The sequence below is a fragment of the Sporosarcina sp. P12(2017) genome, from assembly GCF_002743035.1.
GTDB classification, from domain to species: domain Bacteria; phylum Bacillota; class Bacilli; order Bacillales_A; family Planococcaceae; genus Sporosarcina; species Sporosarcina ureae.
In genome coordinates this window covers 1-16587 of the sequence record NZ_PDYL01000028.1, presented here as the reverse complement: position 1 = coordinate 16587, position 16587 = coordinate 1, and the positions used below count along the sequence as shown (strand labels likewise).

The 16587-nt window shown below is 42.3% G+C and carries 13 protein-coding genes; 9 read left to right on the top strand and 4 right to left on the bottom strand.

The genetic code is table 11. The features are described 5' to 3' along the window. The first annotated feature begins 6 nt into the window (after positions 1-6). On the top strand, positions 7-639 hold the full coding sequence (locus CSV80_RS16650; protein WP_099669820.1) for a YigZ family protein: 633 nt from the start codon (positions 7-9) through the stop codon (positions 637-639). A gap of 143 nt (positions 640-782) precedes the next feature. After that, complete coding sequence (locus CSV80_RS16645; protein WP_099669819.1) at positions 783-1814, top strand: LCP family protein; 1032 nt, start codon at positions 783-785, stop codon at positions 1812-1814. A gap of 174 nt (positions 1815-1988) precedes the next feature. Here the strand turns inward: CSV80_RS16645 and CSV80_RS16640 are convergent, their stop codons facing one another. Continuing rightward, the gene (locus CSV80_RS16640) at positions 1989-3032 is read right to left on the bottom strand and encodes a glycosyltransferase family 4 protein (protein WP_029052576.1); all 1044 of its coding nucleotides are present in this window, start codon (positions 3030-3032) and stop codon (positions 1989-1991) included. Positions 3033-3320: 288 nt separating this feature from the next. Here CSV80_RS16640 and secA2 point away from each other — a divergent pair, with 288 nt between their 5' ends. Together secA2 and CSV80_RS16630 are read left to right on the top strand one after the other, a co-directional pair. Next, positions 3321-5684 carry an accessory Sec system translocase SecA2 gene (gene secA2, locus CSV80_RS16635; RefSeq protein ID WP_099669818.1) on the top strand — a complete coding sequence of 788 codons (2364 nt, stop codon included), beginning with the start codon at positions 3321-3323 and terminating at the stop codon, positions 5682-5684. After that, positions 5681-6589, top strand: coding sequence for an accessory Sec system S-layer assembly protein (locus CSV80_RS16630; protein ID WP_099669817.1), 909 nt, complete (start codon positions 5681-5683; stop codon positions 6587-6589). The genes secA2 and CSV80_RS16630 overlap by 4 nt, the downstream gene beginning before the upstream one ends. Positions 6590-6685: 96 nt before the next feature. Here CSV80_RS16630 and CSV80_RS16625 read toward each other — a convergent pair whose 3' ends face one another. Both CSV80_RS16625 and CSV80_RS16615 read right to left on the bottom strand, forming a co-directional pair. After that, the gene (locus CSV80_RS16625) at positions 6686-7144 is read right to left on the bottom strand and encodes a C40 family peptidase (RefSeq protein WP_099669816.1); all 459 of its coding nucleotides are present in this window, start codon (positions 7142-7144) and stop codon (positions 6686-6688) included. A gap of 1539 nt (positions 7145-8683) precedes the next feature. Continuing rightward, entirely contained in the window at positions 8684-9388 is a 705-nt protein-coding gene (locus CSV80_RS16615; protein ID WP_099669815.1) for a glucosamine-6-phosphate deaminase, read from the bottom strand. Positions 9389-9727: 339 nt separating this feature from the next. Between CSV80_RS16615 and CSV80_RS16610 the strand changes: the two genes are divergently transcribed. The 4 genes from CSV80_RS16610 (at position 9728) to CSV80_RS16595 (ending at position 13089) form a co-directional block, all read left to right on the top strand. Continuing rightward, positions 9728-9865 (top strand): cytochrome c oxidase subunit 2A, encoded by a 138-nt coding sequence (locus tag CSV80_RS16610; RefSeq protein ID WP_233201520.1) that lies wholly within the window; start codon positions 9728-9730, stop codon positions 9863-9865. 26 nt (positions 9866-9891) lie between these two features. Next, positions 9892-10392, top strand: a complete 501-nt coding sequence (locus CSV80_RS16605) for a cytochrome c oxidase subunit II (RefSeq protein WP_029052583.1) — start codon at positions 9892-9894, stop codon at positions 10390-10392. A 3-nt stretch (positions 10393-10395) separates the two neighbouring features. Then, a complete protein-coding gene (locus CSV80_RS16600) occupies positions 10396-12048 on the top strand; it encodes a b(o/a)3-type cytochrome-c oxidase subunit 1 (RefSeq protein ID WP_099669814.1) in 1653 nt (550 codons plus the stop codon). Between the two features lie 351 nt (positions 12049-12399). Beyond that, the gene (locus CSV80_RS16595; RefSeq protein WP_099669813.1) at positions 12400-13089 is read left to right on the top strand and encodes a C40 family peptidase; all 690 of its coding nucleotides are present in this window, start codon (positions 12400-12402) and stop codon (positions 13087-13089) included. Between the two features lie 70 nt (positions 13090-13159). Here CSV80_RS16595 and CSV80_RS16590 read toward each other — a convergent pair whose 3' ends face one another. Continuing rightward, complete coding sequence (locus CSV80_RS16590; protein ID WP_099669812.1) at positions 13160-13897, bottom strand: SDR family NAD(P)-dependent oxidoreductase; 738 nt, start codon at positions 13895-13897, stop codon at positions 13160-13162. A 301-nt stretch (positions 13898-14198) separates the two neighbouring features. Here CSV80_RS16590 and CSV80_RS16585 point away from each other — a divergent pair, with 301 nt between their 5' ends. Then, a complete protein-coding gene (locus CSV80_RS16585; RefSeq protein WP_233201519.1) occupies positions 14199-15692 on the top strand; it encodes a SulP family inorganic anion transporter in 1494 nt (497 codons plus the stop codon). The last annotated feature ends 895 nt before the right edge of the window (positions 15693-16587 follow it).

Below are 16587 nucleotides of genomic sequence, written 5' to 3'. Positions count from 1 at the left end.
CGACAAATGCGAGCTAATTATAAAACCGTAAAACTATACGGAGAGAGTGAATTCGTCATCCAAAAATCCCGTTTTCTGTCATTTGTCAAACGAGTCGAGACAGAACAAGAGGCACTGGACTTCATACAGGACATCAAAAAAAGCCACCATACAGCTACTCATAATTGTTCTGCTTATATCATAGGAGAACATGACCAGATCCAAAAAGCGAACGATGACGGGGAGCCTTCAGGTACAGCCGGCTTTCCTATATTGGAAGTTCTCAAAAAGCAACAGCTAAAAGATACCGCGATTGTTGTAACCCGCTATTTCGGCGGCATTAAACTCGGCGGTGGCGGATTAATCCGTGCGTATGGCAAAGCAGCTTCTGAAGGCATTGCCGCAACAGGTGTTGTGGAAAGAAAATTACACACACTAGTTAAAACTTCTATTGATTACACATGGCTAGGCAAAGTAGAAAATGAAGTACGGCAATCCGATTACCCGTTAAAAGAGATCGTCTATGAAGAGGACGTTGAACTCTTTTTATATGTTCCTGAAGAAGATCAGGGGATTTTTCAGGAATGGATGATGGAGTTAACGAACGGTCAAGCGGTCATCGCCACAACCGGACATAAATTTCTAGAGTTCGACATCTGACTATACGTCCAATTAAAAAGCAGGTATAATGATAGAAGGTAAACTTTATGAGCAGTAGGTCTGATTTCATTACATCACTACGAGTTTTCATGTAAAGAGTTGCCACTGACGGTTTTTTCTGCCGTACACCCTGGAGGTATAAAATGAAAAGAGCAGAATATAAGAAAAAGAACGCGTCCAAAACGAAACGCTTCTTGAAAATAGCATTTTTCACGTTCTTCATAGCGATCATAGGCGTTGCCGCTTATGCATTCAAGCTGCATAATCAAGCGGTGAATGTACTAGATCGTTCTTATGAACCCATCGCTAAGACAGAACCGCCAGAAATGTATGTAGAACCCGCAAAAGATAAAGTGTCAATTTTGTTGATTGGCGTAGATGAAAGAGAAACGCGGCAAGAAACAGGAGAAAACGGTAGGTCAGATGCACTAGTACTCGCAACTCTGAACCCTAAAACAAAAAGTGTCAAACTCGTCAGCATTCCCCGTGATTCATATGTTTATATTCCACAGGTAAACTATAAAGATAAAATCACACATGCTCATGCCTATGGTGGCACTAAAGCCTCTATTGATACAGTCGAAGAACTATTCGATGTTCCCGTCAACTATTACGTCAAAATGAACTTTAATGCATTCATAGATGTGGTAGATGCACTTGGCGGTGTAGAAGTCGAAGTTCCATACGAGCGTATAGAGAAAGATGAAAACGATAAAAATGCAATTCATCTTATGCCAGGCATCCAACGCCTAGACGGACGCCACACGTTAGCCCTAGCACGTACTCGTAAACTCGATAATGATATCGAGCGCGGCAAACGTCAGCAAATGATTCTTCAGGCGATGATCAAAGAAGCGACATCGATTACATCCATTACAAAATACGGGGACGTGATCAATGCACTTGGCGATAACATGAAGACCGACATGACATCCAAACAAATGTTATCGTTCATACAGTATATAAAAAGCGGACTTCCGGATGTTGATACCATCACGTTGACAGGTTATGACGACATGTCGACAGGTATTTACTACTACAAGTTGGATGAGCAGAAGCTAGAAGAAGTAAAGCAGATTTTGAAATCCCATCTAGGGTTGATTCCCGACTCTTCTTCTTTAACCGAGCTAGACACGGACCAATCCTCCGCGTCTTCCCAAACAGATTATCAATAGTCCACACAGAAGCGATGAAGCCATAGCTGGTTTCATCGCTTTTTATTATGGATACAAATAGTAATGAGTAAAGAGAGTTAATTTGAAAGTGGTTTGGAATTTCCGTTGCAGGCCGACGCGTTCCATCATAAAAAAGCCCTCATCCGCTTCGCAGCAGACAAGGACTCGTTATATTTATTTACCAATCATGCGTACTAAATTTAACAACGGACGATAATTCGCCCCTGCCAAACCAATCAACTCTACAAACAGCTCAATCACAATCAACATAACGAAGATCAGTAGCAACGCACCCCACACTGTAGCTTGTGAGAACAATACAGCGGCTGCTCCGAATAAAATCGCAATTCCATAAATCGTAAGCACAGCTTGTCTATGCGAGAAGCCTACACGCAATAAACAGTGATGCAAATGCGACTTATCTGCTGCAGTAATAGATTGCTTCATACGAACTCGTCTAACAATCGCAAAGAACGTGTCTGAAATTGGAACACCTAGCATGATAATTGGAATAACTAGTGATACAACGGCAACGTTCTTAAAGCCGAGCAATGCCAGTACCGAAATCATAAATCCAAGGAAGAGTGATCCAGTATCGCCCATAAAAATTTTCGCTGGATGGAAATTGAAAAATAAGAATCCAAGCGAACTAGCTGCCAATATAGAAGCCGTTGCAGCAACAAAGACATCTCCCATTAATAGGGCCATTACCGTAATAGCAATAAGCGCAATAGTGGAAACACCTGCTGCCAAACCATCCAATCCGTCAATCAAGTTGACAGCGTTCGTGATTCCGATGATCCAAATGATCGTGATCGGAATACTTAAATACCCAAAGTCGAGCTGACCAAGAAACGGCAAGTTGATGAATTCAATTTGTAATCCGCCCCATAGTACAACGACCAACGCAGCTGCTAGTTGGCCTGACATTTTTGCTTTTGCTGTTATTTCCAGCATATCGTCTAAAAAGCCAATCATGACGATCAGTACTGCACCTATTAGGATGCTGACTGCGTGCTCGTCTTTCGGCAATAATATAGCATATCCAATAATAAACGCTCCGAAGATTGCGAGCCCGCCGATTCTAGGCATGATTCTCGCGTGGACTTTCCGATAATTGGGGCGGTCAACCGCACCGATCCGATACGCGAATTTGATGACTAGCGGTGTTAGTATAATTGCAGCGATAAAAGCTACAGACATTGCAATGAATAACATGTCTTTCCTCCCCAATTAGCATTACGTACATATCACCTTTTAGTATAACATGATTGTTGCTAGATTTCATCATTTAGAACGCATTACTCATCTATTCCCTTACTTGCTTACATGCATACACTACTAAACACCGCCACAACAAGGTTTTGTCCATTTTACATGTGATCAGTCGTGATATATCTATCGTTCTTCTCTTTCAATATATAGATAGTCTTTTGTCCACCCTTTTGGTAAAATAGATAGGAATCTCTCATTATAGATAGAGATTTATAAAGGAGCGTCTAATTCATGTTGAAAATCTTTAAACGTAGAACTGGAACGAGTGAACGTCAGTTGCGTAAATACCGCAAAATTGTGGAGCAGATTAATTCACTAGAACCTAAATATATTGCTATGTCTGATGAGGGTCTTTCTGAAATGACAGATCAATTCAAACAACAGTTAGCAGACGGCGCAACCGTCGAGACCATTATGCCGGATGCATTCGCAGTTGTGCGTGAAGCATCTAAACGGGTTCTCGGTATGCGCCATTTTGATGTGCAACTAATCGGTGGTGCTGTATTAACGGAAGGTAATATTGCTGAGATGCCGACTGGTGAAGGTAAAACACTTGTTGCTTCTCTACCTTCATATGTACGCGCGCTTGAAGGTAAAGGCGTTCACGTCATTACAGTTAATGATTATCTGGCAAAACGGGACTTTGATCAAATCGGTCAAATTCATCGTTTCCTTGGATTGACTGTCGGATTGAATGTGCCCATGATGCAAGGACCAGCTAAACAAGCCGCTTACGAAGCAGATATTACGTACGGTGTAGGTACAGAGTTCGGCTTCGACTATTTACGGGATAATATGGTGCAGCACACTTCTCAAAAAGTGCAGCGGCCTTATCATTTCGCTATTATCGATGAAGTCGACAGCGTCTTGATCGACGAAGCGAAGACACCATTGATTGTAGCAGGCAAAACGCAAGCTGATGCGGACCTTCACCATATCGCAGCCCGCCTAGCCAAACGCTTTAAAGTCGAAGAGGATTTTGACTTTGACGAAGCAACAAAGGCCACTTCCCTCACGGAACAAGGAATCGAAAAAGTCGAGAAAGCATTCGGTATCGACAATTTATATGATTTAGATCACCAAACACTCTATCACTACGTTATCCAAGCGGTCCGTGCCTTCGTCATCTTCAAGCGTGATGTCGATTACATCGTACGCGACGGAAAAATTGAATTGGTAGATATGTTCACGGGTCGCATTATGGAAGGTAGAACATTATCGGATGGACTTCACCAGGCAATTGAAGCTAAAGAAGGCGTCGATATTACAGACGAAAATAAAGCACAAGCTCAAATTACCATACAGAACTACTTCCGCATGTATCCAAAGCTTTGCGGAATGACAGGTACTGCGAAAACCCAAGATAAGGAATTCCGTGAAGTTTATAATATGGAAGTAATCCAAATCCCAACGAACCGTCCACGTGCACGTATCGATGCACCAGATTTCGTTTTCAGAACGACAGAAGAAAAGTATAAAGCAGTAGCAAAAGAAGTAGCCGCACGTCATGCGAAAGGGCAACCAGTATTGGTCGGTACTACATCCATACTTCAATCCGAAGCGGTCGCCAAGTATTTACGTGATGAAGGTTTGAAGTTCCATCTATTGAATGCGAAAAGTGTGGAGCAGGAAGTTTCATTGATTTCCGAGTCTGGACAAGCAGGCAATATTACCGTTGCTACTAATATGGCAGGACGAGGAACAGATATCGTTCTCGGTGAAGGCGTGGAAGAAAACGGTGGATTATTTGTATTAGGTACAGAAAAACATGAAAGTCGCCGGGTAGATAATCAGTTACGAGGCCGTTCAGGTCGTCAAGGCGACCATGGTGAAAGTCAATTCTACCTTTCTTTAGAAGATGAAATGTACATGCGCTTCTCTCCAGAAGAACTCGAGAAATTCTTGACGAAAGTCCGGACCGATGAGAATGGTAAAGTACTGAATCCTGAAGTACATGAACTGACGGAACGTACACAACGTATCGTTGAAGGCGCACACTTCTCTATGCGTGAATATAACCTAAAATTAGATGATGTCATCAATGATCAACGTGAAGTCATTTATTCCTTACGTAACCGCGTACTAGAAGGTAAGGATATTTTCGAAAAACTTAAGACGATGTTGTCAGAAACGGTTGAGTTCGTTGTTTTAGATAGCTGCCCCGATAATGAAATCGCCGACAACTGGGATTTCGAGCGTATCGAACGGACTATGAACGCGCTATTACTGGCGCCAGTTAAGCTCCCCCATTCATTAGACAGAACCGCAGATATAATGAAAGAGTACGATGAAGAAATGGCAGAGTTGTTTGCATTTATCGACACTTTCACTGATAATGAACAAGTGAGTCAACTGTTGCCACAAGTCATGTTGAGTTATATTGACACGATGTGGGTTAAGCATTTAGAAGTAATGACTCGCCTAAAAGAAGGAATTGGATTGCGTTCATACGGACAAGAAGATCCTATGCGTATTTACCAGCGTGAAGGCTTGCAGTTATTCGCCAAGCACTATCAACGCCTGCGCCGGGATATTGCGTCCGAAATTATCGCATTCATGAAGCAACTCAATACACAACAGGAGGTTTCCCAATGAAACTCTTCAATTTATTCAAAAAAACCGATAAAACGGGATTGGACAGTACAGTTGAATCCGAAGAAATTTTAGAAAACGGCCAAGCAGGCTCAGGCGATGAAGATATCGAAACAGAACTATCTCTTCATGAGCAATGGAGTCTAACACAAGAGCAGGAATATGTTTTCCGTTTCCTAGCAAATGAACTAGAGCCATTAAAACCCAATCAAATTTCCCTATCAGGTATCGATATCGATTTGGAACCTGCAAACGATAGCTGGTTAGTCAAAGCATTTTTCCGCTCTTCACTTGATCAAGCGATCACTGTAGGCGAAATTGAGTTATTATTACTTGATGAAGAAGGCAATACCGCAGCATCTGCAGAGTTTGATTTGAACGAGTTAGGTGAAATCCCAGCGCGCAGTGCACGTCCATGGGTGTTTGTTTTTGAAAAGAAAGATCAATTGGCAGAAGAAATTCCTGCAACGAACTGGAAGCTCGCATTCAACGTTCACTCGATGATGCCGCATCGATTGGAACTTGCACCTACATGGGAAGAGCAACTCCCTGCCGAGCAAAAGGAAGCGTTGGCTAACATTGTAAGCGATCTTCCGAAATTGAAGCCACGCGAAGTGAATATCGCTGGTTTCCAAATCCAATCACAAGATGACCAAACTATCGCAGCATCTGTATTTGTTCGTAACGGCCACTCTAAACAAATCAACATCGAAAAGTTGCCGCTTGAATTGATAGATGCAACAGGAGAATTGGTAGCTCGAGGAACATTCGACCTGAATCCTCCACTTTCCGTAAAAGCAAACAGCACGACTCCTTGGACATTCATCTATCCTAAGGAATTAGTAAAGAAAGATGAACCGGATTTCTCTCGTTGGACAATCCGCGTTCCACAAGACGCAACGAATTAATACTCACCGGATATGATTGGGGCATCCCCCTCTCCTATCCGGTATTTTTCCACAAAAAATCGATCTTCCACTTAAGGAAGATCGATGTCTCTTCTATTAAATACCTGCAACACGCTTGGCACCTATATAACGCTTGCCCCAGTACGAATCATTTACTCTATCTACACGCACACCCTTTGATGTAGAAGCATGCGCGAACTTGCCATTTCCAACATAAATTCCAACGTGAGAAACGCCGCGTCCTGTTGTGTTAAAGAATACTAGATCGCCATTGCGAAGACTTGATTTCTTAACAGCGCGCCCAGATGCATACATTGCCCGAGAAGTTCTTGCAACTTTCAAACCATTTTTCTTGAATACATAACCAACATAACCTGAACAATCAAATCCTGCTCTTGTCGTACCGCCATAGCGATATTTGATACCCGTTAAGCTAGTAGCTGTTTTAGTGATATTTGTTGTTTTGCCAGCTGCGTCTGCTTGTCCTGCAAATGGTGAGACGATCAGAAGTGTGGAAAGTGTTAAGACTGAAATTACCTTTTGAAATAGATTCATAAGTTCCTCCGATGATAGTATGTATTTTTACTAGTTTGCTTGTCTGTTTATGTCAACTTATATTAGCATTTACCAAACTATTGAATTATTACAGTAATGTAACAAGAGTATTTCAATATCAAACAATATATTACACTTCGAAATATTTGTGTCTTGAATTGACAAATGGAGACGTTCAGTCAATTGTATACTGCGACGATTACTTTGCATTGTATTGTGTTAAGGCGCTAGGAGTTGTATACAGTATCCAACCTAGAAACGCGGTTGGTGGAAAGACTAGGCGGCTGCGGGTCTTTGTTACTCTTTGTTGAGGCATTGCTCGACCGGCTGTTAGGCATTGAAGTTAGTGAGTGTTCGCTTTTTGGATCCGCGCAGGCACGTGGGGGATTGCCTACAGCCAGGAGCCAGCTGGCGAAAGTTCGTGCCAGTTGTCTCCTGGCCACGGCCTACCCCGCAGTTGTGCCTGCGCTGCTAAGTGGTTATTCTGTTAGGTTGTGGTTTTAATTGGGCAAGCGAAAAGAGTAATAACGAACAGTACCCAACCTAGAAACGCGGTTGGCAGCATAACTATGCAGCTGCGGGTCTTTGTTACTTTTGTTGGGTACGTCGCTCGACTGGTTGTTGGGTATTGAAGTTAGTGAGTGTTCGCTTTTTGGATCCGCGCAGGCACGTGGGGGATTGCCTACAGCCAGGAGCCAGCTGGCGAAAGTTCGCGCCAGTTGTCTCCTGGCCACGGCCTACCCCGCAGTTGTGCCTGCGCTGCTGATTGGTTATTCTGTTAGGTTGTGGTTTTAATTGGGCAAGCGAAAAGAGAAATAGCGAACAGTACCCAAGCTAGAAACGCGGTTGGCAGCATAACTAGGCGGCTGCGGGTCTTTGTTACTTTTTGTTGGGTACGTTGCTCGACTGGTTGTTGGGCATTGAAGTTAGTGCGTGTTCGCTTTTTGGACCCGCGCAGGCACGTGGGGGATTGCCTACAGCCAGGAGCCAGCTGGCGAAAGTTCGCGCCAGTTGTCTCCTGGCCACGGCCTACCCCGCAGTTGTGCCTGCGCTACTAAGTGGTAATTATTTTGGTTGTGGTTCTAATAGGAAGAAGATCTGTAACTTGATGATACTGATTTTCGGCTTTTGAAAAAAGAAGTATATGAACTGCCTTATACATAATACACCCCGAAAGCCATCCACCAGCGCCGGAGTGGTGCAAATGAGCATTCCACTCTCATAGCCAGTTAACCCAGTTGCTCTGTACAAAACAGAAATGACCTTGCCAAACCACTACCCGTGAAGCATCTTAGTTACTAACGAGCGAACCATAATTCTACCCCGTACTTAATCACTAACACATGGAAAAGCAACGGCCAGAATTGCCCTACAAGATTTCCAACGAAGACGTCTACTGTGACAGGCGTAGTAATATCCCATCAACCAACGCTAAAATAGGACAGATGATCGTCACGATCAAAACTACTTCACACAAAAAGGCTATCCCGGAAGTCAACTTGCACTTCCAGGATAGCCCCTCATCCTACTCTATTCTACTCAATCAAGCTGTAGATCCGTGATGACAATTACATCTTCATGATGCAATAACTTGGTAATCGGCCACTCTGCCGTTACCTCTCCAGCTTTCAATTTCTCCATCGCCGCACGCTTCTTCTCACCAAATGCAACCATGATTAACTTCTTCGACTTGATAATAGAAGAGATTCCCATCGTCAATGCGATATTCGGAATCTTATCATCGTTTTCGAAATACTGACTATTAACCCCCAATGTAGAGTCTGTCAGTGTCGCAACATGTGTGACTGAGTCGAATGATGTTCCTGGTTCGTTGAATGCGATATGACCATTCTCTCCCACACCAAGAAGTTGAATATCTAACGGGTGAGAATTCAATTGATTCTCGTATTCATTACACTCTTTATCTAAATCTTCAGCCATACCGTTTGGAATATACGTTTCTTTAAATGGCTTTTTGCTGAATAGATGTTGATTCATAAAGTATGCATAGCTATTCGGGTTGTCAGCGTCAATACCGACATATTCATCTAAATTGAATGCTGTAATGTTTGAAAAATCTAGAGACGAATTAGTCCATTCATTATAAATCGGAATCATCGTGCTGCCTGTAGCTAATCCAAGTACATGCAATCTATTATGTTGAAGTTCTTCAGAAATCAGATTAAATACTTCCTTCGCGCCTTCTTCAGGATTTTTCACTACAATCCATTTCACATTTTCCATTTCATACACCAGCTTCCTAGGTTTTACCTTATTATATTATAATTTTAATTAAACATACGGTCAACATTGAATACATGTTTTCTCACTTAGTATTCCTTACTCTACTCACTGTTACGTTAGAATTTCCATGTGCATCTGACGGGCTATTCAGACAGTACCTTCATACTAGTCTGAATCATAATTACAGCGAGATGCGTATGATAAAAGCATGTAAAGTGATTGAACATATTGTGAACAATACTCTTTATCTACTATTCATAGGGATTCCCCTAATTCTTTATTCCCCCAGCAGGACTATGATGAAAGTATGAATTCTATTCACACAAGGAGGTGGCCGTATTGAGCAAGAAGATATCTTCTCCAAATCAACCAAAAGAAGAGACGAATTTAAAAGGTACCTTGATCATGGTGATGATCGTCGGGATCGCCATTCTTGTCATGTGGTTCGGCGCTTACGGATTATTTTTATCTAGATAATAATCAGCAGTAGAGGAGGAAACATTATGCATTTGCATAAGTATGAAAAAGTATGGCTTGTGTTCGGTTTAGCATCATTGGTTTTATTCTTACTCATTATCGGCTTTGCAGCGTTCTGGAAAGGAACACATCCACAAAGTCACATCGAAACAATTGATCCACAAAACGTCGAAGCGAATGAATCATTCCAACCTGACAATCTTGGTCTAACAGAAGTGGCTGACGGGAAATACGTTGTCAATATTGTCGCTTCCGCTTTCAACTATGACTTCGGCAAAGAAGAAGACGGAACCGCTACTAAGACGATTCGCGTTCCAAAAGGTTCCACAGTCCTTTTTCAAGTAACGAGTAAAGACGTCGTCCACGGATTCCAAGTGGCAGGCACAAATGTCAACATGATGGTCGAGCCTGGACATATTAGTCGCTTCGAATCAGTTATGAAAAACGATGGCGAATTCACAGTAGTCTGTAATGAATATTGCGGCATCGGTCACCATTTGATGTTCGGCACAGTAGAGGTGTACTAACTCATGGAAATATTTAATTTCTCCAAAAAAGAATCCAGACTATATATGGCCTTTATGCATGTCACATTCATCTCCCTTTTAGTCGGTGGATTGATGGGATTGCTTCAGACATTAGTACGTTCCGGTAAATACACGTTACCATTCAACATTGATTACTACACGATCTTAACAACGCACGGTGTTATACTCGGTTTAGTATTGACTACGTTCTTCATCGTCGGTTTCCAATTTTCTCTTATGGGGAAAACAGTCGGAATTTCAGATAAACAATTAATGTGGGGCTGGATTTCATTCTGGGTCATGTTGGTGGGTACAGTATTATCCGCATGGATGATTTTAACAGGTGAAGCGTCTGTATTGTATACATTCTATACCCCACTTCGCGCGCACCCTATTTTCTACATCGGCCTGACATTAGTAATTGTAGGTAGCTGGATTGCTGCATTCACTAACTTCCGTCAACTATATGTATGGAAGAAAGCCCATAAAGGTGAAAAGTCTCCTTTACTAGCATTCATGGTAGTCATTAATATAATTATGTGGTTCGTCGCAACACTTGGTGTAGCGTACTCGGTCATCGTATTGATCTTGCCTTGGTCACTTGGTTACGTCGCCACAGTCAACGTATTATTAACACGTACATTATTCTGGTATTTCGGTCACCCACTCGTATATTTCTGGTTGTTACCTGCTTATATGGCTTGGTATGCAATCATCCCGAAAATCATCGGTGGAAAACTATTCAGTGATTCGTTAGCAAGACTGGCATTCATTCTATTGTTGATGTTCTCGATTCCCGTCGGATTCCATCACCAATTGACCGAGCCAGGTATTGATCCGACTTGGAAGTTCATTCAAGTAGTCTTAACGTTCATGGTAGTCATCCCTTCATTAATGACTGCATTCTCTTTATTCGCTACATTTGAAATCACAGGCAGAAGAAAAGGCTTTAACTCCCTATTCGGTTGGTTTAAAAAGCTTCCTTGGAAAGATGTTCGTTTCTTAGCACCATTCGTTGGTATGGCAGCGTTCATTCCGGGTGGGGCAGGCGGTATTATTAACGCTTCTCACCAAGTAAACTCTCTTGTCCACAACACGATTTGGATTACAGGTCACTTCCATTTAACAGTTGCAACAACAGTGATTTTAACATTTTTCGGTATTGCTTATTGGTTGATTCCTCACTTGACGGGTCGCCGGTTGACTCCTAGATTAAATAAATTAGGAATCATTCAGACGTTTATCTGGGCAATCGGTATGACGATTATGTCTACTTCGATGCACATTCAAGGTTTGATTGGTGGACCACGTCGTTCAGCATTCTCCGAGTACGCAGGTGGCGATCAAGTGTCTACTTGGATTAGCTATCAAATATGGCAAGCTGTCGGTGGCACGATTCTATTCATCGGTATCCTCTTGATGTTTTATATCTTCATTCAATTAGCATTCTTTGCACCACGCGGTTATGAAGAATATCCAATCGCTGAAGAAGAAGTAGATGCTGAGAAATCACCAAAGATTTTGGAGAACTGGTATTTGTGGATTGGCATTACGATCGCATTGATTCTATTCGCGTATACGATACCGATGATCGATATCATTAAGCACTCCCCTCCTGGATCTATTCCATTCGACTGGCCAATTGGACGTTCTTAAACAACAAAAAGCCCATGAAGAATCCCGATTATGACTTCGGGTTTTTCAGGGGCTTTTTCATAACTTGGTTACGATAATGAACATAGCGTATGACAACTACCTATAAGATACATAGTGACTTTCCACATATATTAGTCCTTTAGACCCTATAACTTATAATATAAATGAATTCTGTAGTGCTTTCATATATTATAAATCTAATTAACTAGTAAACTATTTACTAAAAATAAGTCTAAATGTACGTTTAATATCTAATAGTGTATTGTATGATAGGTTTATAGGTTTAATTATTGGTTAACACTCAGTAGTATAAAGTACCAAATCTACCATACTAAAAGGAGATACGTCGAAATGAAGAAAATTGCCCTAGCCACGATTGCTTCTCTTATGCTTGCAACCAGCATCTCAGTTGGCAGTGTTGCGGCTGCTTCCAAAACGCATGTCGTGCAAGCAGGAGAAACTCTTTACAAAATTTCCACTCAGTACAAGATTACGGTAACTGAACTGAAACGTCTGAATTCTCTCACTTCTAATACTATCAAAGTTAAACAGAAACTAATAGTAGAAAATAAAGCGAACTCTTCAAAAGTTGTCTCTTCTACTAACTCATTTGGTACATTATCATCAAGCAAGCCTGTAACACAGCCAAATATTACTGCTACTAGCCAGACGCTTGGTAAAAAATTAGTAGATATTACACAGCCATTACTAGGAACTCCTTATGTATGGGCAGGCGCAACTCCATCAGGATTTGATTGCAGTGGATTCATTTACTATGCATTCAACAAAGCGGGTGTTAAAGTTCCTCGATTAGATACAATCGGTTTCTATAACCGTTCACTATTTATAAAAGATCCGGTAGTAGGAGATTTATTATTCTTCGAAAATACATATCGCCCCGGCATCTCACATATCGGAATTTATCTTGGTGATAATGAGTTCATTCATGCAGGGACGAAAGCAATTGAAATTGCTTCATTAGATTCTTCTTATTGGAAATCACACTTCATGGGCTTCAAGCGCTTTGTAGATGTAAAATAATTAATGAAAAACGGGTTGTCCTGTAAGTCATCATGACTTGTAGGACAACCCGTTTTATTTATTGTTTTGATTATCGTGCAGAATATCCACCATCAATGACAAGCTCTGCGCCTGTAATATACGATGCTTCATCTGATGCTAAGAAGAGTACGGCATTCCCTACATCTTCCGGCTGACCCAAACGTTGTAGTGGCGTCATTTTCTTCAATATATCAAGTTGAGCTTTCGACTCTTCAAGATTTGCAACCATTGGCGTCTGGATCACGCCTGGGAATACTGTGTTCACACGGATGCCTGCCTGTCCATATTCCGCCGCTGCGGCTTTAGAGATCGCACGTACTGCACCTTTTGAAGCAGAGTACGGATTCAAGCCCATACCAATCAAAGCAGTATAAGATGAAATATTGACGATTGCACCTTTTTTCGCTTCCTTCATATATTTTGAAGCGTGCTTCATACCTAGGAATGTACCAAAGCTATTGATATCTGAAAGTCTGCGCCAATCTTCAATCGTGATCTGATCCACAGTTTTTTCCGTTGAGATACCCGCATTATTCACAAGAATATCAATTTTGCCGAAGTTATCGACAGCTTTTTTCATTGCGTCTTCCCACTCTGCATCTTCAGTTACATTCAATTTAATAGTAAAAATATTGTCCTGACCGCCCCACTTTTCTTCAAGTGCCGCTGTATTGATATCCGCTGCAATTACTTTTGCACCTTCTGCCGTGAATTGCTTTACCATCATCTCACCCATACCCGATGCTCCACCTGTAATGAATGCTACTTTATCTTGTAATCTGCTCATAGTATATCTCTCCTTTATTGTTATTACTGTAATATACTTTAACATTAAACTATATGCAGTTCAATTATTCTGTTTGACATAATCTGTATCAAATACTGAACGTTTCTACACCTCTCACTTTATACACACCTTGTATAGGCCATATGCATACGATATAATAAGAGATGTATATATACTCTATAAATGGGAGAAGTGAACAGTTATATTCAAAGATCAACGTTATCTTCATTATAATGCAGCGGGTTTCCGGCAGGATTTAATTGCAGGGATTACTGTTGGAATTGTAGCCATTCCGCTTGGGATGGCTTTTGCAATTGCTTCCGGTGTGAAACCCGAATACGGGCTGTATACGACGATCATCGCAGGTCTTTTAGTCGCCTTGCTAGGTGGTTCACGTTACCAAATTGCGGGACCTACTGGCGCATTCATTCCTATATTACTGGCTATTGTGCTGCAATACGGTTATGAAGACCTTCTGATCGCTGGATTTCTCGCTGGTATCCTCCTCGTCATCATGAGCTTTCTCGGTGTCAGTAATCTCATTCATTTCGTCCCCCGATCAGTGACGATAGGGTTTACCGCTGGGATAGCTGTCATTATTTTCACTGGACAATTCCAAAACTTTTTTGGATTGACAGGAGTGGAGAAAAAAGAGTTTTTCCATGAAAGTATGATGGAAATTGCCCGTCATTTTCATACCGTCAACACATTTAGTATTTTGACTGCCGTAATCGGCTTGGTCGTCATCTTCCTTTTACCCAAAATCGCTCCAAAGGTTCCGTTGTTACTTATTGCACTGTTAGTTCCTACTATTTGCTCGATTTTGTTTTTCCCAGGTAAAGTGGAAACGATTGGTACAGCATACGGTGGTATTCCGCAACATTTTCCTAGTTTTCATTTTCCAGAGATTACACTCGCCAAACTGGTAAACCTATGGCAACCCGCTTTAATCATTGCCGCACTCGGTGCAATCGAATCTTTACTATCCGCGGTCGTTGCAGATGGAATGAAAAGTAAAGTACCGAAACATGATTCCAAGAAAGAATTATTCGGGCAAGGTATCGCGAATATCGTTACACCGTTATTCGGTGGAATCCCAGCAACAGGTGCCATCGCCCGTACCGCCACAAATATCGGCTCAGGAGCAGTCAGTCCGATATCTGGCGTCGTGCAAAGTTTATTTGTATTAGCGTTCTTATTACTATTCGCACCTTACGCTTCTTATATACCGTTAGCCGCAATGGCGCCGATTTTAATGTTCGTTGCGTGGAATATGAGTTCACGTAAAGCCTTCGCTCAGATCGCTTCGTTACACTCAGGGGATTCACTTGTGTTACTGACAACGTTTCTGTTGACGATATTCGTGAATCTAACGATCGCAGTCGAAGTCGGAATCTTACTCGCTGCCCTGTCGTTCTTACGCAAGATGAGTGGCTCTTTACATATTAAAAAGAGTAAATTGACCGATGTCGAGAAGTTCAAGTTGTCTCCAGAAAATGAATCCGAGCTAGTCAAGTTCAAAATCTCCGGCCCGCTGTTCTTCGGTACGGCGAAGTACTTCGAAGATCGATATCCTGAACTATTGAATCTTGAACAGAAGATGATTATTTTAGACATGAAAAATCTAACAGCTATAGATGCAACTGGTGAAGCGGCCCTTTCTGCCATGCTGGACGAAGCAGATCGCCAAAACAAGCGTCTCATCTTTAAAAAAGTGCCTCCTGAAAAAGTGAGCTTGTTCAAACGTAGTGGTTTGTATGACAAGATCGGTGAAGATAATTTCTTTATGTTGTGAGTGTTGGGGTGATTGGGTCGTTGCTCGACTGGTTGTTGGGGAATGAAGTTAGTGCGTGTCTGCTTTCTGGACCCGCACAGGCACTGGGGGATTGCCTCCAGCCAGGAGCCAGCTGGCGATGGTGCTGCCAGTTGTCTCATGGCCACGGCCTACACCGCAGTTGTGCCTGCGCTACTGAGCGGTATTAATTTAGGTTGTGGTTTTAAGCGGTAAAGCAAAGCAAGAGATAGCGTACAGTACCCGACTAACAAACGTGTTTGGCAGAAGAGACTATGCGGCTGCGGGTCTTTGTGACTTTTTGTTGGGGGCGTTGCTCGACTGGTTGTTGGGAACTGAAGTTAGTGCGTTTCTGCTTTCTGAACCCGCACAGGCACGTGGGGGATTGCCTCCAGCCAGGAGCCAGCTGGCAAAGTGCCGCCAGTTGTCTCCTGGCCACGGCCTACCCCGCAGTTGTGCCTGTGCTACTGTGTAGTATTTATTTTGATTGTGGTTCTAACTAGAATAAAATCAATGACGTAGTGATACTGATCTTCTATTTTTGAAAAGGAAGTATACGAACTGCCCTACACCTAATGCAACGAAGGCGCCTGCTGTGGTAGGCGTAGCGTGGAGACAGAGACAGGCGAACTTCCTGTCTGTGGCTCCTCGCGAAAGCCATCCACCAGCGCCGAAGTGGAGACGATGAACTTGCCACTTAGATCGCCAGCTAAACCACAACCTCCTAATTGAACAGGGAAAAGAAAAGCACGTGCAAGAACGACAACTGAATGCCGCTTATTAGGCATGCTAAATAGAAACGGAATACAAAAGCACTTCGACGATTAAAACAACTAGACGAACTGCCCTACACCCGATGCAACGAAGGCGACTGCTGTGGTAGGCGTAGCGATGAGAC